The following is an 18,270-nucleotide window of genomic DNA, read 5'->3' as shown; positions in this document are numbered from 1 at the left end:
GGGATGAGCCGGTGACCGACTTCTGGCCGACCTTGACGGACGACGCGTTCCGCACCGCGACGGGCCCCGACGGCCGCCATCCGAGGCGGGGGGAACTCATCGGCCGAGAAGCCGAGATGGGGCAGGTGGCGGCGACGCTGGCCGCCGCCCGGTCGGGGCGGGGCGGAGCCGTCTTCGTCACAGGCGAGCCGGGGGTCGGCAAGACCCGGCTCGCCGCCGAGGCCGTCGTCGACGCTGCCCGGGCGGACATCGTCACGGCTCTGGGGCGGGCGAGCACAGTGGGCTCGCCCGTCCCGTACCGCCCGCTGGTCGAAGCGCTGCTCTCGCTGGCCCGCGCCGGGCTGCTGCCGGAGCCGGACGAACTGGGCCGGTACGGGCCGGTCGTCGCGCACCTGTTGACCGACACCGGGGACCCTGGAGCGGCCGCGTCACACCTCATCGTCGCCGAAGCGGTGCTGCGCCTGGTCGGCGTCGTCGGACGCCGGCGGGGCTGTCTGCTCGTCCTCGACGACCTGCACGACGCCGACGCCGGGACTCTCGCGGTCGTCGAGTACCTGCTGGACAACATCGGACAACTGCCCGTCGTGCTCCTGCTCACCGCGGGGCGTGAATCGTGCGTGGCGACCCAGCTGGCCACGCGGGCCCGCCAGCGCGGGGCGGCGGCGATCCTCGACCTGCGTCCCCTCGACCACTCCGGCGTGCACGACATGGTCGCGGCCGAGCTGGGACTCACCCCGGCCGAGGTCGGCCCCGAGCTCGTCCACCGCGTGCTGAGCGGCAGCGCCGGAATCCCGTTCGTGGTCAAGGAGCTCGCCCTGGACCTCGTCCGCGGCGGCCGGACGCCGTCCGTCCCTTCCGCCGTCGCGGACAGCGTCAGACGACGGGCCGAGCAGCTCGGCCCGTCCGGCAGGGAATTCCTGGGCATGGCGGCCCTGTTCGGACAGCGCTTCCCGCTGCCGGTGCTGCAGCACGCGCTCGGCTGTGACCACCAGGACCTGTCCGCGATCCTGCGCGCGGGGGTCGCGTCGTACCTGATCGTGCCGGACGGGTCGAGCGCGCAGTGGTACGCGTTCCGGTACCGGCTGGCGGCGCAGGCCCTGCTGGACGACCTCGGACCGGGTGAGCGCGCCGGGTACGCGACGAGGGCGGCGCGCGCCCTGGGCGACCTGCACCCGGGGCTGCCCGGAGCGTGGTGCGCGCACGCCGCCGGGCTGTACGGGCACGCGGGCGACACACCCGAGGCCATCCGCCTGTACTGCGAGGCGGCGGGACGGGCGATGACCGACGGCACGGTGGAACGCGCGGTGGCGCTGCTGACCCGGGCACACCGTCTCGTCGAGCCCGGTACCGCACCCGAACTGCACGCCACGGTGCTGGAGCAGCTGCTGGAGGCCGTGACCTGCTCGGCCCGGTTCGACCTGGTACCCGCGCTGGCCGTCGGCCTCGAAGCCCTGGGCGGCGACCACGGCGTACCGGCCCAGCGCCGGGCCGGGCTCCACGCACGACTGGCCGACGTCGCCACCCTGATGGGCCGGCCGGCCGAGGCCCACCGGCACGTCGACATCGCCCGCTGGCTGCTCGGCGGCCACCCGGCCCCCGCCCACGCCGCCCTCGTGGACCTGGCCGCCGCGCACGTGGAGCTGAGCCGGTTCGCGCCCGACCGGCTGTCCACCGCGGCCGGGTTCGCCCGCCGGGCGGCGGACGCGGCCGAGCGCGCAGGTCTGCCGGCCGTGGCCTGCAGAGCCCTGCTGGTGCTCGGGGAGCTGGCCTGGGAACGGGACGAGGCGACCGCGACGGCACACGTCACGCGTGCCTGCGCGATCGCCCACGCGCGCCGACTCCCCGTACTGCGGGTGTCCGCCGAGACGTACCTGGCCAGGATCGCGGCGCGGCAGGGCGGCCGGCCCGACCGGATCGAGCAGGCCCGCCAGGAGGCCCTGCGGATGGGCGTACCGCCCCTGGCGCAGGAGACCGGCTCCGTCCTCGCGCTGGACCAGATCCAGCGGTGCGAGTTCGAGGCGGCCGGGGACCGGATCCGCGAGGGCGTGGCCGAGGCGACCCGGCTGAGACTGGGCCGGGCCCTGTCCGCGCTGCGGCTGGCCGACGCGGTGCGCTGGGCGCACCAGGGCCGGCGCGCCGAGATGCAGGAGGCGCTGGACCGGCTGGCCCCGCTCATCGACGCCGCACCGGGCCTGCGGTCCATGTCGTACGGGCTGGCGCGGGCGTTCTGTTCGCTGCTGGAGGAGAGACCCGACGCCGCCGAGCAGGAGTTCGCGCAGGCCCTCGCGTACGACGCGGAGAATCCGGCGACCGGCGAGTTCGGCAAGCACGGGGTCATCCTGTTGCTGGGCGTGCTGGCAGGTCGCATGGGGCGGCGGCACTACGCGGGCGTCGCGGAGGCCGACGTCGCCGCCACCCGTTGGAACCGCCAGTTCGTCGGCCTGGCCCACGCCGTACTGCTGGGCCGCGAGGGCCGCTCCGGCGAGGCGACGGCCGCCGCGAGCGCGGCGCTGGAGGCGGCCGGGCTCTACCCCATGGCGCGCCATCTGTGTCTGCGCCTGGTCGCGCGGTCGGCGTACGAGGACGGCTGGGGCGCGCCGGTGGACTGGTTGCGCGAGGCGGAGGAGTACTTCCACGGCGCCGGCCTCCAGGCGGTCGTCGGCGCCTGCCGGGCGCTGCTCCGCGGGATGGGCGCGCCGGTCCGGCAGCGGCGCACGGGCACCGAGCAGGTGCCGCCGGACCTGCGCCGGTGCGGCATCACCGTCCGCGAGTTCGAGGTGGCCCGGCTGCTCGCCGAGCGGATCGGCAACAAGGACATCGCCGGCCGATTGCACATTTCACCGCGCACGGTCGAGAAGCACGTGGCGAGCCTCCTCCAGAAGACCGGCCATCCCAACCGGACGGCCTTCGCCTCCGCCGCCCGCGACCTGGTCATGCGCCCGGCCTAGGACCGGTCGGAGAGCGCGGGCGTCCCCGCCAGGGTCGCCACCCGGTCGAAGAGGCCGTCGAGTTCCTCGTCGCCGTGGTGCACGACGAGGAGTGCCTTTCCCCCGGTCCGCTCCCGCAGGCTGCTGAGCACCAGGTCCCTGCCCTTCTCGTCGAGGTTCGAGAACGGTTCGTCGGCGAGGTACACGTCCGCGTCCTCGCTCAGGAGCGCCGCGACCCCGACCCGCTGGCGCTGGCCGGACGACAGCTCCGAGGGCAGCTGGTCGGCCAGGGAGTCCAGGCCCATCGAGGTGCGCAGCCGCTCGTCGGCGACCAGTTCGCGCACCGGCAGCGGGGGCAGGTTCACCGGAGTGGTCAGGCTCGCCACCCGGGGCGGCAGGACCACCGCACCGGTGTCGGGCGCGAGCGTCCCGGAGATGATGTGCAGGAGCGTGGTCTTTCCGCAGCCGTTGGGACCGCGGAGCAGCACGTGCTCGCCGGCGCTCAGCTCGAAATCGTCGATCGACACCTCGGCGCCGTCCCCGTACGCGACCCGGGCCCCGCGGACCCGCACCACGGATCCTTCGTCGTGGTACGGCGTCTGCCGCGAGCCGCGCAGGGTCTCGATCCGCTTGAGGACGGCCGAGCTCCGGCGGACCTGCGGAATCATGTTGACGAGGTCGAAGATCCCGGTGACGGCCCGCCACAGCGAGTTCACGAACGCGAGGAAGCTGCCGAAGGACATCCTGCCCGAGAAGACGAAGAAGGCTCCGATGACCATCGACGCCGTGTCCGACAGGTTCATGACCAGGTCGCTGAGCGTCCGCTGCTTCTGCGACAGCCGGTAGTTGACGAAGGTGATGCCGAGGAAACCGCGCAGCGCGTCCCGGTTCGCCGCGCGGGTGCCGGGCCGCAGCGACGGCAGACCGCGCAGCGCGTGGAAGGACTCCAGCGTCCGGGTCAGCTTGTTGATGTACCGCGCTTCCGCCTCGCGTTCGGACTCGGTGTTGTCCTCGATCCGCTTGGCCAGCCGGTTGCTCACGAGCACCAGCGGCGGCACGATGACCAGCAGGATGAGGCTGGCCTGCCAGGACAGGTACAGCAGCACGCCGAGGAAGACGACCGAGGCGACCGTCTGCCGGGCGATGCGGATGCAGACGTCCACGGCAGGCAGGACGCCCTCGGAGACGTCGTTGTGGATGCGGCTGACATAGGAGGCGTTTCCGGCCTCCGACACCTTTCGGCCGTCGAGGCCGAGCGTGCGGCCCAACAGCTCCGTCTCCAGCACCAGCGTGAACGCGTTCTCGTACCGCTTGCGCCACCAGGACACCCAGTAGCCTGCGAGGTTGAGGGTCAGGCCGAGCAGCAGGTAGCAGCCGCCGAGGACGAGGAACCTGCGGAAGTCCGCGGTCAGGATCGCCTGGTCGAACAGCGCCTTGAGCAGCAGCGGGTGCAGCAGGGCCTCGAGCCCGCCCATGGTCGCCTCGGCGGCCACGATCACGGCGAACTGGGCCCGGTGACCCCGCAGGGTGTGCCACAGCTGGTTCACCGCGTCGCCTCGTCCAGCAGGAAGTCGGCCGGGCCCCCGTGGTTCACGCGGTGGAGTACCCGCAGCACGCCCGCGGAGCCGGTCAGGTAGTCGGTGGAGCAGCGCAGCAGCCCCTCGCCGGGGACGCCCAGCAGGCTCTGCCCGTCACGGCGCGGCACCGCGAAGTGCTCGGCGGGTTCGAACAGGAACACCTTCCGGACGAAGTCGAGCTGGCGCAGCGCGGTGTCACGGTACGAACGGTCGCCGGTGAACCGGGCCGCGTCCAGCAGCGCGTCGGCGACCCCGCTCATGCCGAAGGCGTACCCCGGCAGCACCGAGTGTCCGACGTCCAGCCCGCGCAGGACCGTTCGCGCGGAGTCGATGTCGCCGTAGCGCAGCAGCACCTGCACCACACCGGCGGACCCCACCTCGATGTACGGCTCCATGGTCCCTTCGTGCTCGAACATGACCGGGCTGCCCTCGACGGCGGCGTCCAGTGGCTTGGCATGGGCCATCTCCCAGGCGAGCGCCTCCCGCCCGACCCGCAGGAAGCCTTCCTCCCCCGTGACCTGGTGCGCCCGCAACAGGAACATCGCCACACCGGCCTGTCCGAAGCCGAGGCCCGTCAGCGGCTCCGCGGTCGAGAATCCGTTCAGCCAGTAGGCCCTCCCGCCGTCACGCTGCGCGGAGTCGCACAGCGTACGCGCGCAGTCCCACGCGGCGGCGAGATCGCGCGGGTCGTGGCTGCGCAGGAAGAAGCGCAGATTGGTCATCCCCAGCCCGGCGAGGCCGTAGTAGAAGGTGTGGTCACCGGTCTCGGGCGCGCGCCGGTTGGCGTGTGCCAGCAGTTCCCTGGCCTCGGTGCGCAGCCCGAGCGAGTCGGCCGCCCAGGCGATGCCGGCCAGGCCGCTCATGAGGCCGTCCGGGTACCCCGCCACGTCGATGCCGGCCAGCTTCTCGCGCAGCCAGCTCCGCCATTCGGGCCGGATCGGAACACCGGAGGCGTTCAGCGACCACAGGACGCCGCTCGCCCCGAATCCGAGGCTCAGCGGGTTGGTGACGTGCGCGAAGGGGTCCACGGGGAAGAGCGTGTCCCGGCCGGTGTCGGCGACGGCGTCGACGAACGCGGCCACCCCGGCCTCGGCCTCCGCCAGCCCGAGCCGCTCCTCCACGACCGGTCGCGGCGGCGGCGCCGCCACCTGCCCGAGCAGCTCCGCCTCGTCGTCCAGGGCTTCGAGCACCTCGTCGAGGGTGATCCGGGCCCGGGCCAGATCGGTGAGCAACCGGTGGATCCGCTCCGGCCAGCCCAGGTCGTCGATGAAGATCCGGTAGGTGTCGAGGACGTCCTCGCGCAGGTAGGACATCGCGGCGATCGGGAAGATGAAGTACGCCATGGTGTTCGCCAGGCCGTACAGGTCGCCTTCCGTTCCGAACGCCTTGAAGCGGCTGCGGGACAGGCTGAAACCCGGGGTGAAGAGCTCGACCGGCTTCTCCAGCGGCGCCTCGCCGTCGCCGTCCCCGGCCTCGGCCAGCCGGCACGCCTCCAGGTCGACGATGGTCACCGCGTAGGTGTCGGGGTCGATGAGCAGGTTCGCGGGGGTGAAGTCACCGAGGATCACCTGGCGCTCGTGGGCGGCCCGGATCGCACGCGCCAGTCCGCGGAAGACGGCGATGAAGATCTTCAGGAACTCCCGGGACTGCTCGATGTCGGTCCCGGGCCGCGCGAGCGGGTTGCGTTCGAGCAGGACCGAGCGGATGTCGGAGCCGTCGATGAACTCCTCGGCTATGTAGTGGTGCTCCCAGTGCGAGAACGTGGCGATCGGAGCCGGATACGAGCCGACGCCGGCCAGCCGGTTCAGGAACATCCACTCCCGGGCGAGGATGTTCACGGCGTCGTGGTCCTGGCGCGGGTTGATGTTGGTGTGCGGACGGGCCTCCTTGAGCACCACCGGCCGGTCGTCGTCCGCCGTGTCCTCGGCCTTGTACACCCCGCCGCTGTTGGAGAACTGGAGCGCACCGGTCACCCGGAACCGACCGCCGAGCAGGCCGTCGTCCTCGTCCTCGTCGTCGGCGGGCTTCCAGTCGGTGAACGGCCAGGGAACCCACCACGGTTGGGCGTACCCGGGGCGCCGGTCGTCGGGGACGGTTCCGTCCGGTCCCAGGATGTGCGGCACCTGCCGGCCGAGGACGTCGACGGTGTGGGTGGCGAGGAACTGGCCGTACCGGAAGTAGAGCGCCTTGTTGTCGCGGTACCGCAGGTCCGACAGGACGTAGGCGCCCTCGGCGCCCTCCAGGACACGGGCCAGGTCGGCCAGGCACGACCGGAACTCGTCGTCGTCACGCGGGTAGACGGTGACGAGCTTGCCGCCACTGCCCCGGGACATGGCCTTGGAGTTGAGCATCTCGAAGACGTTGAGGTCGAGAGCGATCTTGAAGTCGATACCGCGCGGCACGAGGTGCCCGATCACCGAGGCGGCGACCTCGTGCACGTTGCGCTGACTCGCCGATACGTGGATCTTCCAGCCCTGGGTCGGCAGGTCCGGGTTGTGCCGATGGCTCCACCAGATGCCGCTGCGGACGAATCGCGCCCGCACCTGCTCGTCGAGTCCGGCGAGGAAGTGGTCGGCCCTCGGCTCGTAGGAGACGTCGAGCGGGTCGAAGAACAGCGTGTCGTTCCACGCGAAGAGGAATCGGTAGACCCATCGTTCGTTGCGCATCTCGGCCTCTGTGTTCGTACGGGGTGCCGCGGGCGGCAGCGGCTGGTGGAAACGGCGGGATCCGTGCGAGGGCGCGGGGCGCCCTCGCACGGATCGCCGTCGGGGTTACTCCGGCTTGGTGGAACAGCAGCTGCTGCTGCTGCTCGTCAGGCTGATGACGGCAGCGCTGTTGTTCGTCGCCACGGGCTGCAGGTTCTGGAGCTTGAGAACGCTCATTGAGGTCACCTCCTCGGAGGACAAGTGGAGTCGGGATCCGTACCGGCCGGCCGATCGGCATGCCCGAGTCAACGCCATGCACCTGACACGCACATGAGAGTTCGCCCCCCATAATTCGCGCGTGCTGCCCCCAGGCGAGGGCCGGCCCGGGCGGGGGTGAATGGTGGTGGTCGCCGTGAGGGTCCGCTGTCGCAGATCATCCGGAAATGCCGGATATTCCCCTCTCCCTCATCCTTCTCATGGAGAGGCAGCCGCAGCCGGCGGGCGCCGCTCCCGGAAGGAGCCGCCACCGTGCCCGGACCGCAAGCCCCACGGCGCCGGTTCGCCGTGCCGGGCTGGATGCGCAGGTATACACCGCTCCTGGGCCGGACCCTCGAACAGCTCACGGCCGTCAACGTGCTGGACTGCGCCACCCGGATGGCGGCACAGGCCTTCCTCGGCGCGATCCCCGCCATCTTCGTCATCGGCGCGATCGCCCCCGACTGGGTGCAGCAACAGCTGGTCTCGACGATCAGTACGACCCTGGGCCTGACGGACCCCGCGCTGGACGAGGTGCGCAAGGTGTACGACGCCGGCAGCACCACGGCCGTCGCGAGCACCGGAGCCGTGGGCGTCGTGGTGACGCTGCTGTCCGCCACCGCGTGCAGCCGCGCCCTGCAGAAGACGTGCGAAAGGTGCTGGCACCTGCCCAAGGCCGGAGCCCGCCTCGCCGCCTGGCGGTGGGTGGCCTGGCTCGCCGTCTGGCTGACGGCCCTGATCTTCCAAGGGCCGATCCAGGACGCCTTCGGCGTCGGCCGTACCCTCGGCGCCGCCATCGCGCTGGTCAGCGGCACACTGCTGTGGTGGTGGACCCAGCACCTGCTGCTCGGTGCCAGGGTGCCGTGGCTGCCACTGCTGCCCGGCGCGGTCTTCGTCGCCGTCGGGGGGCAGGTGATCACCTGGGGTTCGAGGTACTACATCCCCCGTGCCGTGGACCACAGCCTGGAGCAGTTCGGCGGCCTCGGGCTGGTCTTCGTCCTGCTGTCGTGGCTGATCGGGTTCTTCGTCGTCGTCACGGTGGCCATGGCCGTGGGATACGTACTGGCCCACGAGCCGCTGCCGGCGCGCTGGCTCAAGACTCCCGCCACCGGGCCCGAGGGGGCGGCTGCCCCACGGTGACCCGGCGGGGCCCGGCGGGGGAGAGTGCGTTCAGCGGCGGACGGCGACGTGTTCGAGGACCGCGCGGACCTCCGAGACGATGGCGCTCTCGTTGCGTTCGAACTCGGGGCCGGTCAAGGCCTGCGGATCCGCCGGCAGGCCGGTGAGCACGGGGGTGTGCAGATGGCCTCCCGGCAGCAGCGGGGCCAGCTCACCGCGCAGCCGGTTGGAGCGGTAGGCCACCTCGTTGGACAGGTAGCCGCCTCCGCCGCCCGCCACGGCCCGCGAGCCGGGGGTCGGGCCGTCCTCCCGGTCGACCGGCGCCGTCCCGTCGGCCGGTATCTCGGTGACGGCGGAGTTCAGCAGCACCGGGTACGGCGTCTGGACGGCGCCCGTCACCGCGTCCGCGGGGAGGGTGGTGCGGATGAACTCGGGCCCCGCGCCGAGGCCCGGGGCGGTCACCGGATGCGCACGGGTGCCCCCGGAGAGGGCGCCGGTGTTGTCGGGGTAGGGATCCGCGGACCGGGACCGGCCCGCCCACTCCTCCAGGGTGAAGATGCCCGGATAGCCCTGGCTGACGGTGGTGATGAGGTCCGCCGCTCCAGGGCCGCCGGCCGTCAGGCGCGGGGCGAACGCCCGCTCCACGATGCCCGCGTCGAAGTCGGCGTACCGCACGGGGAGGACGACCGCGCGGATCTCGGCCGTACTGCCGTCGCCGAGGGTCACGCGCCTGCCGTTGAGCTGGAGGGCGGCCGAGCCGGACGGGTTGGCGCGGCGGATCTCGGCGTCGAGCCCGAAGGGGTCGAAGCCGCTGATGAAGACGCGCCGCACGCCGGGCCGGCTGGTGAAGCCGTTGTCCGTGAGGCCGCGGGAGGCGTCCTCGAAGCGGGCGCGCAGCGCGGGGCGGTCGACGGCGAATCCCGGTTCCCAGCGGGCGAGCGAGGCGGTCATGGCGAGACGCGCCCAGTACAGCGGCCGGTCGTCGCCGGTCGCGAGATCGCCTCCCGGCCGCGGGTCCTGGGCCCGTCGTACGGAGGCCTGCCACAGGGCCTCGCCCCACTCGTCGAGCAGCCGGGCGGCCTCGGCGGGCCCCCGGGCGGAGCACAGAGCGGCGGGGAAGCGCCGCACGAAGCTCGCCAGCCCAGCCCGCTCGACGAGCGCCGAGGTCCGGCGATCGGCGAGCCGTGCCTGTTCGGGGTCGAGGGAGGCGGCGGCGGACGTGGAGCAGGAGACGTCGTCAGCCGCCTGCGCGGGGGCGGCGATTGCGATCGGAAGGAACGTGGCGAGGAGGACCGCGGCCGTCGCGGCACGGCGTAAGAGGATCATGCGATGTGACATTACATAGGGCCTGTCAGCCCCACCAGGCGCCTTTTGCCCATGTGGCCCCCGAGGGGCGTACGTCCTACTTCTTCTTATAATGGGATCAAAGCCTCCTCTTTGTTGTGCCGGTGCGTCACGCGGAGGTTCCATGGCCGGTTTCACCGTCCACCTGGACGAGCACGCGGGGCCCGCGTCCACGCACGCGCTCGTCATCGGCGTCGGGGCGTACGAGCACCTGGACGGCGGCCCGTCTCCGACGGACCACCCGGGAGCCGTGGGGATGCGGCAGTTGTCCTCACCACCCCGATCGGCGCGCGCCTTCGCCACCTGGATGATCGACCAGTACCTCGACAAGGGCAGACCGCTGGGGAGCCTGGCACTCCTGCTGAGCGAAGCGGCTCCCGCCCCCTTCGTCCACCCGAAGACGCAAGGCGAGCACGGCGTGGAACCGGCGACCATCGACAACATCGTGGCCGCCGTCACGGAGTGGAAGGACCGGGGCGACCACGATCAGGCCCGCCTGGTCTTCTACTTCTGCGGCCACGGGATCTCGCTGGGGGTCGACACGTCCCTTCTGGCGGCGGACGTGTTCGCCGACCGCAACAGCCCGCTGAACGGCGCACTGCACTTCGAGGCCCTGACGAGAGGACTCAACAACTGCCGGGCCGGCCAGCAGGTCTTCTTCGTCGACGCCTGCCGGGAGGGCTCCGACGCACTCGTCCGCCAGGTGGGCACGGACTCCCTCGGGCGGGTCCCGGTCGCCGGAAACGTACGCCCCGACGGGTTCGTGCCACGGGAACACGCCATCATCTACGCGACCCTGCACGGCGCGGAGGCCGTCGCCCGCGCCGGAGGCGTCAGCCTGTTCACCGACGCGCTGCTGCGGAGCTTCGACGGCGCGGGAAGCGAGAACACCGAGGACAGCGTGTGGCGGGTGACCACCGCCACCCTGCTGCACGCGACCGTCCGCTTCATGAGGGAGCCCTCGTTCGCGGGGTCCCTCGTGGGGGCCTCCGTACCGGTCGGCAAGGAATCGTTCGACTTCGACTTCCACGAACTGCGCGGTGACCCGGTCGTCCCGGTGTACATCGGCTGCAAGGACCCCGCCGACAACGCGCGCGCCGAATTCATCTGCCGCCACCCCGAGCAGGCGGAACGGCGGCGCCCGCCGCCCGCGCCCGGCGAAGAACCCGACCTCGGCGAGTGGGCCCTGTTCCTGCCGTTCGGGCGGTACGAGGTCGAGGCCGTCCTCGGTCCCGAGGACGTACGCAGCAACGAACTGGACGCGCGCCCACCGCTGTTCCGCATCGGATTGGCCAGGCCATGAGCACCGCACTCGCCGTCCGGCTCTTCCTCTCGTCCGCGGGGGAGTCCAACGACGCGGTGATCGTCGGTGACATCAACTCCGCCGACCTCACGGGCGAGTCCCGGCGCAACATCCTGATCCCCTGCGGGAGTTCGCCCCGGCCCGCGTCATACCCGGTCACGCCCGGGCGCTACGTCGTGTCGGCGGCCCTGCCGTCCGGGCTGGTGCTGACGGAGAACGCCGTGGCGGTGGAGGGCCAGGAGACACCGGTGGACTTCGTCATGACGGACTCGCCGTACGAGACGCACTCCTGGCAGTACCTCATGGGCAACATCGAGCCGGACAGCGTCTACCACAGCCCCGCCGAGGTCCCGCTCGCGGCGTCGGTCGCCTCACGGTCCATCGTCGCCGCCGCCGGGCCGGACGATGACGCCCCCGGGGCGGCCGTCGACCTGACCGCGCTCGCCACCTGGATCCCCGACGCCGCGCCGACGAGCTGTTCCTTCGCGTCGATGCTCGCGCTCGGGAGGAACGGGCCGGAGCCCCAGGTCGCCCGGCTGATCGCCCACGGCGAGCCCCGCGTCCTGCCGACGCCCGCCGTGCGCGGGGAAGCGGTGTCACCGCTCTACCGCTTCGGTCCGGACGGGCCCGTCGGCGCCCCCGGCGAACCCGTCGGCGAGCGGCAGTTCCTGGTCGTGGAGACCGCCGGATCCGTACGGCTGGTCACCCTCCCCCTGCCCTGGGGCACCACAGAGGTCGAGGTCCTGGTCAATCTGCGGCAGAGTCCGACCGGCAGCGCCGTCGCCGTGGCCGTCCGCGACCCGGCGGTCGGCGCGGGGCTCGCGTACATGTCCCAGGGCGCCCTGGACATGGCGGCCCGGCTCTTCACCGACGTCGAGGCGATGCTCTACTCCAAGCTCCAGAACCCGCTCGCGGCGGCAGCCGGGGCCTACGTCCTCATCGGCACCGACCACTCGAAGGGCGTGACGTACTGGGACCCGTGGCTGGACCGGCTGGCCGACTCCTTCCCCCGGATCAGCGACGGGGCGATCCTGCGGGCGGTCCGGCTGCTGCGCCGGGGCTCGCCGGACCGGGCGCGGGCGCGGGACGGGCTGATCGAGGCCTTCGACCGCGGCATCCCCTTCTACACGCTCGGGCTCGCGTGGCTCGTCGACGGGCTCTCCGCCTTCCCCGACGACCCCGAATGCGTACGCCGACTCGACGAGGCGCGCCGGCTGTCCTGGCTGGCCGACATGCGCGAGCCGTTCCTCATTCTCGACCTGCGGCAAGGGAGTACTCGATGATCCGGCTCAGGATGCTGCCCGCGGAGGACGGCGACTGCCTGCTCCTCGAATACGGCAATGACGAGTTCGCCCGGCGGATCCTCTTCGACGGCGGACGGCACGGTACCTACGGACGGATCAAACCGCTGCTCGCCGGGCTGGACGGCGGCCGGATCGACGTACTCGTGGTGACACACGTCGACCAGGACCACATCCTCGGTGTGCTGGCGATGCTCGACGACCTCGAACGGCCGGTGCAGTTCGGGGACGTGTGGTTCAACGGCTTCGACCATCTCCACGACCGCGAGGTGCTCGGCGCGGTGGACGGGGAGGAGCTCACCACCGCGCTCATGACCCAGCACCTCCCCTGGAACAAGGCCTTCGAGGGCCGGAGCATCGAGGTGGGCCATCCGCTGTCCTGGTTCGACGACGGATCCACGATGGAGGTGCTGGCGCCGGACCGCCGGCTGCTCGAGTCGCTGATCACGACGTGGAAGACCAAGTGCGAGGAGGCCGGGCTGATCCCCGGAGTGGACCCCAAGGAGAGGGAGCTGGCGGCCGGCGTCGAACACTTCGGCCCGATCGACGTCGACAAGCTGGCCGCCACGCCGTTCAACCGGGACGGCTCCCCGACGAACCCCACCAGCATCGGCCTGCTGTTCGAGTTCGAGGGCACCCGCATCGTCTTCACCGGCGACGCGGACGACCCCCGCCTGGTGGCCTCGCTCCGGCCGCGCGCCGAGGCCGAGGGCGGGCGGCTGCGGATCGACGCCCTGAAGGTCGCCCACCACGGCAGCGCCAGGAACCTCTCGAACGACCTGCTCGGCCTCCTCGACTGCGGCCGCTATCTGATCTCCACCAACGGCAAGATCCACGGCCACCCGGACGACGTCGCCATCGCCCGCATCCTCAAGAACGGCGGGGAGACGAAGGAACTCTTCTTCAACTACCGCGAGCGGGCCGCGAACTGGGACCTCGCCGCTCTGAAGGAGGAGTTCGGATACCGTGTGCTGGCCCCCGCGCCGGCCGACGAGGACGGTTTCCTCACCGTGGACTTCTGATCCGTGCTCAGCTCAGGGACGACGCGGACGGGACGATGACCCCGTAGAGATCGGAGATCGTCGCGAGCGCACCGTGGTGGATCTGTTCGGCGGACAGGTCGGCGAGTGCCGTCCGCAGAGGCCGGGTGGCACAGGCGTCGGCGACCACCGTGGGCCGGTTGCCGCGTAGGAACGCGCCCTCCACCGTGAAGGTCACGCACATGTTGGTCATGAACCCGGCGACGATGACGTTCTTGTTGCCGGCGGCGTCGACGTGCTCACCCAGGTCGGTGTCGACGAATGCGTTGGGAACCGTCTTGACGACGACGGGTTCGCCCTCGACGGGAGCCACGGCGGAGTGGATCCCGCCGATCTCGCTCCGGATGTCGTACGGCGTTCCGGCGCCGCCGTCGTTCACGACGTGGATGACCTTCGTGCCTGCCTCCCGGGCCCTGGCCAGCAGCGCGGCGGCGGAGTCGAGGGCCGGCCGCCACCCCGTCAGCTCCATCACGCCACGGGTGTAGGTGTTCTGGTAGTCGACCAGGATCAGCGTCGCATCGGTGAGCGATGCCGGGGTCTGATCGAAGCCGCTGAGCTCACGCAGGGTTGTCGTAGCCATGTGAAATACCCCTCCACGGGCGTCGTATCGAAAGGCCGCGCCATCACGCGGTGGCTGCGTATGGAACGCTACGACCCACCAGATGTGTCGGCAATGTCATCCAACTTGCAGATACGGACATCGCGTGGAGGGCACTTGAGCACCGTCAAACGATTCGTCGTCGTCATCCTCTTCGACGGTGTCGACCTGCTGGACGTCACCGGCCCCCCGGAGGTGTTCTCCCTGCTGCAACGCGAGGTGGGCGACGCCGCGGGATACGAGGTCGTCCTCGCGGCCGAGACCCTGGGCCCCGTCACCACCTCGGCCGGGGTGCGCGTGCTCCCCGACACCACCTTCCAGGAGGTGTCCCGCAGGAGCATCGACACCCTCCTGGTGCCCGGCGCGGTCGAGGTCGACGGCCGTCGGCGCGTACACGCTGTTACCGATGCCGCAGTGGTCGACCGGGTGAGGACTCTCGCCGGCACCGCACGGCGCGTCGCATCCGTCTGCGTGGGGGCGCACATTCTCGCTGCCGCCGGGTTGCTGGACGGCAAGCGCGCCACGACCCACTGGTCGACGGCGCAGCAACTCGCCGCCGACCATCCCGAGGTCGAGGTCGACTCCGATCCGATCTTCATCCGCGACCACGACGTGTGGACCGGCGCGGGCATCAGCGCCTGCCTCGACCTGTCCCTCGCGCTCGTCGCCGAGGACTTCGGCGAGGGCGTCGCCCTCCGCGTCGCCCGGCAGCTCGTGATGTACCTCAAGCGGCCCGGCGGGCAGAGCCAGTTCAGCGTCCCGCTCGAACCCGTCTCGACGACGCGACGCATCGAGGACCTCCGCCACCACATCACGCGGAACATCGCCGAGCCGCTCACCGTCGCCGATCTCGCCGGGGAGGCCCATGTGAGCGAACGGCAGCTCACGAGGATCTTCAAGACCGAACTCGGCATGACCCCGGCCGCCTACATCGAATCGGCCCGCGTCGAAGTGGCACGCAACCAACTCGAATCCACCGATGCCACCCTGGAGCGCATCGCGTCCACCTGCGGCTTCAACACGACCGACACCCTCATCCGGGCGTTCCGCCGCAAGCTCGACACGACACCGACGGAATACCGCAACCGCTTCCGGACTCCCGTCTAAGCGGTCTCGGGGACGTGCCCCACTTCCCCGAGGCCGCTTAGCCCGCGCCTAGCCCAGGAGGCGGGGTCGAGACCCCGCGACGCCCGTGCCACCCGGGTGTGCGACCGGGACGGCGGTCCGGTGGGACGCGGGCCTCGTCCACAGGTTCCGGCGGACGGGACGGAGGTGTCGGCGGGTGCCGTTAGGCTTCGTGAATGGCCCTTCCGGACGCTTCCCCCGAGATCTCCGACGCTTTGCAGACGCTCCACCGCGTCTTCGGTTACAGCTCCTTCCGCGGCGAGCAGCAGGAGATCATCGAGCAGGTCGTCGGTGGCGGCGACGCCCTCGTGCTGATGCCGACCGGCGGTGGCAAGTCGCTCTGCTATCAGATCCCGGCGCTGGTCAGAGAGGGCACGGGCGTCGTGATCTCGCCGCTCATCGCGCTGATGCAGGACCAGGTGGACGCGCTCACCGCCCTCGGGGTGCGGGCCGGATTCCTCAATTCGACGCAGGACCCGTACGAGCGGCAGGCCGTCGAGCAGGCATTCCTCGCGGACGAGCTGGACCTGCTCTACCTGGCTCCCGAGCGGCTGCGCACCGAGGGCACACAGCGACTGCTCGACCGGGGCAAGGTGTCGCTCTTCGCGATCGACGAGGCGCACTGTGTCGCCCAGTGGGGTCACGACTTCCGGCCCGACTACCTCGCGCTGTCCATGCTGCACGAGCGCTGGCCGAAGGTGCCGCGGATCGCGCTGACCGCGACGGCCACCGAGGCCACCCACGCCGAGATCGCGGCGCGGCTCGGTCTGGGGGACGCCAGGCACTTCGTCGCCGGCTTCGACCGGCCGAACATCCAGTACCGCATCGTCGCGAAGGACAAGCCGCTGGGGCAGCTGCTGGAGCTGCTCCGGACCGAGCACGACGGGGACGCCGGAGTCGTCTACTGCCTCTCGCGGTCCTCGGTGGAGAAGACGGCGGCCTTCCTGGTGGAGCAGGGCATCGACGCCGTGCCGTACCACGCGGGGATGGACGCCCGCGTGCGTGCGGCGAACCAGGCGCGCTTCCTGCGGGAGGACGGGGTCGTGGTGGTGGCCACGATCGCCTTCGGCATGGGCATCGACAAGCCGGACGTACGGTTCGTGGCCCACCTCGACCTGCCGAAGTCGGTCGAGGGCTACTACCAGGAGACCGGTCGGGCCGGCCGCGACGGCGAGCCCGCCACGGCGTGGCTGGCGTACGGCCTGCAGGACGTCGTCCAGCAGCGCAAGCTCATCGACGGTTCCGAGGGCGACGAGGCCCACCGCCGCTCACTGGCGGTACACCTGGACGCCATGCTGGCGCTGTGCGAGACGGTCCATTGCCGCCGGGTGCGGCTGCTGGAGTACTTCGGGCAGTCGGGCGCGCCGTGCGGCAACTGCGACACCTGTCTGACTCCGGCCGAGACCTGGGACGGCACGGTCGCGGCACAGAAGCTGCTGTCGACGGTGTGGCGGCTGGCGAAGGAGCGGCGCCAGAAGTTCGGCGCCGGCCAGATCATCGACATCCTGCAGGGCAAGAAGACGGCCAAGGTCATCCAGTTCGACCACGACGCGCTCTCGGTGTTCGGCGTCGGGTCGGACCTGGGCACCACGGAGTGGCGAGGAGTCGTCCGGCAGCTGCTGGCGCTGGGGCTGCTGGCGGTGGAGGGCGACTACGGGACGCTCGTGCTGACGGACAACAGCGGCGAGGTGCTGGGCGGGCGCCGCAGCGTCCCGATGCGGAAGGAGAGGGCGGCCGTCGGCCAGCCCCGTAAGGCGTCCGGGTCGGGCTCCGGGAAGGGCGCCCGCGTGCCCGTCGACCTGCCGGCGGCTGTCGTACCTGTCTTCGAGGCCCTCCGTGCCTGGCGGGCCGCAACGGCCCGCGAGCAGGGAGTACCGGCGTACGTCGTCTTCCACGACGCGACGCTGCGGGAGATCGCGACGCGGCTTCCGGCCACGGTCGAGGAGCTGGGCACGATCGGCGGCGTCGGCGAGGCCAAGCTCACCAAGTACGCCGGGGGCGTGCTCGACACCCTGGCGGAGTGCGACGCCTCCGGAGCCGGCCACGCTTCCACCGCCCCCGCGCCCCCGGCCGAGTCCGTCCCCCCGTCCCCGGCCGTCCCGGCCCCTGCGGCGCCCGTCCCGGTGGCGCAGCCCGTGGCGCCGGATGCCGACGAGCCGCCGTTCGACCTGGACGAGATGGACCCGCCGTGGGACGACTGGCAGTAGCCGGTCGGGGGCGGACGGTCTCGGCTACGTCGGGGACGGAGGTGGGGGCGGGGGCGTACGGCTCACCGTCCTGCCCATCGCGGCCGCCGTCCGGGCGAACTTCACGGCATCGACGACGGCCGCACCACCGAGGTCGTTGTTGAAGTACACGTACACGTCCGCCTCGTCCGGCCACTGCTCGGCGATGCGTACGGCCCAGGACTTCAAGGCTTGCCGGCCGTAGTGCGGCGGCGGCTCGGCGATGCCGCCGTGGAACCGGACGTACCCCCATGACGCGGTCCGCCACAGCGGCGTCACCGGGCGGGACCACCTGTCCGCCCAGCACAGCGCGCTGCCGTGCCGCTCCAGCACCGCCCGCAGCTCCCGCTCCGCCTCCCACCACGAGGCGTGGCGCAGTTCGACCGCCACCCGGACCGTGCCGGGAAAGCAGCCGAGGCACGCGTCCAGCGCCCCGACGTCCTCCCGGAAGCCGGGTGGCAGCTGCAGCAGGACGGGGCCCATCCGGTCGCCGAGGCCTGCGGCGTGTTCCAGCAGCCGGTGCACCGGCTCCTCGGGGTCGTGCAGCCGCTTCAGATGGGTCAGGTAGCGGCTGGCCTTGACCGCCATGACGAACCCCTCGGGTGTCCGCTCCCGCCAGGACCCGAAGACCTCCGTCGTGGGAAGCCGGTAGAAGGCGTTGTTGTTCTCGACGGTGGTGAAATGCCGGGCGTACTCCTCCAGCCACAGCCGCTGCGGCTGCTCGGGCGGGTAGAGGACGCCGCGCCAGTCCTTGTACTGCCACCCCGAGGTTCCGACAAGCATGGGCATGCTCCGATCCCTGCCCGCCCGG

The 18,270-nt window shown here is 71.6% G+C and carries 13 protein-coding genes; 7 read left to right on the top strand and 6 right to left on the bottom strand.

The features are described 5' to 3' along the window. The first annotated feature begins 11 nt into the window (after nt 1–11). The gene (locus OG429_RS07190) at nt 12–2,948 is read left to right on the top strand and encodes a helix-turn-helix transcriptional regulator (protein ID WP_328924457.1); all 2,937 of its coding nucleotides are present in this window, start codon (nt 12–14) and stop codon (nt 2,946–2,948) included. On the opposite strand, the gene OG429_RS07185 is transcribed toward OG429_RS07190, so the two are convergent. The 3 genes from OG429_RS07185 to OG429_RS07175 form a co-directional block, all read right to left on the bottom strand. Next, the gene (locus OG429_RS07185; protein ID WP_328924456.1) at nt 2,945–4,474 is read right to left on the bottom strand and encodes an ABC transporter ATP-binding protein; all 1,530 of its coding nucleotides are present in this window, start codon (nt 4,472–4,474) and stop codon (nt 2,945–2,947) included. The two genes, OG429_RS07190 and OG429_RS07185, sit on opposite strands and share 4 nt — an antisense overlap. Beyond that, entirely contained in the window at nt 4,471–7,170 is a 2,700-nt protein-coding gene (lanKC, locus tag OG429_RS07180) for a class III lanthionine synthetase LanKC (protein WP_328924455.1), read from the bottom strand. The genes OG429_RS07185 and lanKC overlap by 4 nt, the downstream gene beginning before the upstream one ends. A 105-nt stretch (nt 7,171–7,275) precedes the next feature. Beyond that, nucleotides 7,276–7,386: a class III lanthipeptide gene (locus OG429_RS07175; protein ID WP_328924454.1), complete on the bottom strand. Its 111-nt coding sequence runs from the start codon at nt 7,384–7,386 to the stop codon at nt 7,276–7,278. Between the two features lie 291 nt (nt 7,387–7,677). On the opposite strand from OG429_RS07175, the gene OG429_RS07170 reads away from it, so the two are divergent. After that, nucleotides 7,678–8,544 (top strand): YhjD/YihY/BrkB family envelope integrity protein, encoded by an 867-nt coding sequence (locus tag OG429_RS07170; RefSeq protein ID WP_328924453.1) that lies wholly within the window; start codon nt 7,678–7,680, stop codon nt 8,542–8,544. Nucleotides 8,545–8,574: 30 nt separating this feature from the next. Here the strand turns inward: OG429_RS07170 and OG429_RS07165 are convergent, their stop codons facing one another. Then, nucleotides 8,575–9,849, bottom strand: a complete 1,275-nt coding sequence (locus OG429_RS07165) for a pyroglutamyl peptidase (RefSeq protein ID WP_328924452.1) — start codon at nt 9,847–9,849, stop codon at nt 8,575–8,577. A 142-nt stretch (nt 9,850–9,991) separates the two neighbouring features. Between OG429_RS07165 and OG429_RS07160 the strand changes: the two genes are divergently transcribed. The 3 genes from OG429_RS07160 to OG429_RS07150 are packed head-to-tail and all read left to right on the top strand — an operon-like array spanning nt 9,992 to nt 13,493. Then, the gene (locus OG429_RS07160) at nt 9,992–11,170 is read left to right on the top strand and encodes a caspase family protein (RefSeq protein WP_328924451.1); all 1,179 of its coding nucleotides are present in this window, start codon (nt 9,992–9,994) and stop codon (nt 11,168–11,170) included. Next, nucleotides 11,167–12,453 (top strand): hypothetical protein, encoded by a 1,287-nt coding sequence (locus tag OG429_RS07155; RefSeq protein ID WP_328924450.1) that lies wholly within the window; start codon nt 11,167–11,169, stop codon nt 12,451–12,453. The genes OG429_RS07160 and OG429_RS07155 overlap by 4 nt, the downstream gene beginning before the upstream one ends. After that, the gene (locus OG429_RS07150) at nt 12,450–13,493 is read left to right on the top strand and encodes a ComEC/Rec2 family competence protein (protein WP_328924449.1); all 1,044 of its coding nucleotides are present in this window, start codon (nt 12,450–12,452) and stop codon (nt 13,491–13,493) included. The genes OG429_RS07155 and OG429_RS07150 overlap by 4 nt, the downstream gene beginning before the upstream one ends. A 7-nt stretch (nt 13,494–13,500) precedes the next feature. On the opposite strand, the gene OG429_RS07145 is transcribed toward OG429_RS07150, so the two are convergent. Then, a complete protein-coding gene (locus OG429_RS07145) occupies nt 13,501–14,091 on the bottom strand; it encodes an isochorismatase family protein (protein ID WP_328924448.1) in 591 nt (196 codons plus the stop codon). Between the two features lie 135 nt (nt 14,092–14,226). Here OG429_RS07145 and OG429_RS07140 point away from each other — a divergent pair, with 135 nt between their 5' ends. Beyond that, entirely contained in the window at nt 14,227–15,216 is a 990-nt protein-coding gene (locus OG429_RS07140; protein WP_328924447.1) for a GlxA family transcriptional regulator, read from the top strand. A 194-nt stretch (nt 15,217–15,410) separates the two neighbouring features. Next, the gene (recQ, locus tag OG429_RS07135) at nt 15,411–17,441 is read left to right on the top strand and encodes a DNA helicase RecQ (RefSeq protein ID WP_328924446.1); all 2,031 of its coding nucleotides are present in this window, start codon (nt 15,411–15,413) and stop codon (nt 17,439–17,441) included. A 24-nt stretch (nt 17,442–17,465) separates the two neighbouring features. On the opposite strand, the gene OG429_RS07130 is transcribed toward recQ, so the two are convergent. Beyond that, nucleotides 17,466–18,248: a DUF72 domain-containing protein gene (locus tag OG429_RS07130; RefSeq protein ID WP_328924445.1), complete on the bottom strand. Its 783-nt coding sequence runs from the start codon at nt 18,246–18,248 to the stop codon at nt 17,466–17,468. Between the last annotated feature and the right edge of the window lie 22 nt (nt 18,249–18,270).

This window comes from Streptomyces sp. NBC_00190 (genome assembly GCF_036203305.1).
Lineage (GTDB): Bacteria > Actinomycetota > Actinomycetes > Streptomycetales > Streptomycetaceae > Streptomyces.
This window is presented reverse-complemented; position numbering and strand designations above follow the sequence as displayed.

What these genes read in the sequence shown, in the direction of transcription:
- lanKC (WP_328924455.1), bottom strand. Translation starts at nt 7,170, where the DNA reads ATGCGCAACGAACGATGGGTCTACCGATTCCTCTTCGCGTGGAACGAC.
- OG429_RS07175 (WP_328924454.1), bottom strand. Translation starts at nt 7,386, where the DNA reads ATGAGCGTTCTCAAGCTCCAGAACCTGCAGCCCGTGGCGACGAACAAC.
- OG429_RS07165 (WP_328924452.1), bottom strand. Translation starts at nt 9,849, where the DNA reads ATGATCCTCTTACGCCGTGCCGCGACGGCCGCGGTCCTCCTCGCCACG.
- OG429_RS07160 (WP_328924451.1), top strand. Translation starts at nt 9,992, where the DNA reads ATGGCCGGTTTCACCGTCCACCTGGACGAGCACGCGGGGCCCGCGTCC.
- OG429_RS07155 (WP_328924450.1), top strand. Translation starts at nt 11,167, where the DNA reads ATGAGCACCGCACTCGCCGTCCGGCTCTTCCTCTCGTCCGCGGGGGAG.
- OG429_RS07150 (WP_328924449.1), top strand. Translation starts at nt 12,450, where the DNA reads ATGATCCGGCTCAGGATGCTGCCCGCGGAGGACGGCGACTGCCTGCTC.
- OG429_RS07145 (WP_328924448.1), bottom strand. Translation starts at nt 14,091, where the DNA reads ATGGCTACGACAACCCTGCGTGAGCTCAGCGGCTTCGATCAGACCCCG.
- recQ (WP_328924446.1), top strand. Translation starts at nt 15,411, where the DNA reads ATGGCCCTTCCGGACGCTTCCCCCGAGATCTCCGACGCTTTGCAGACG.
- OG429_RS07130 (WP_328924445.1), bottom strand. Translation starts at nt 18,248, where the DNA reads ATGCCCATGCTTGTCGGAACCTCGGGGTGGCAGTACAAGGACTGGCGC.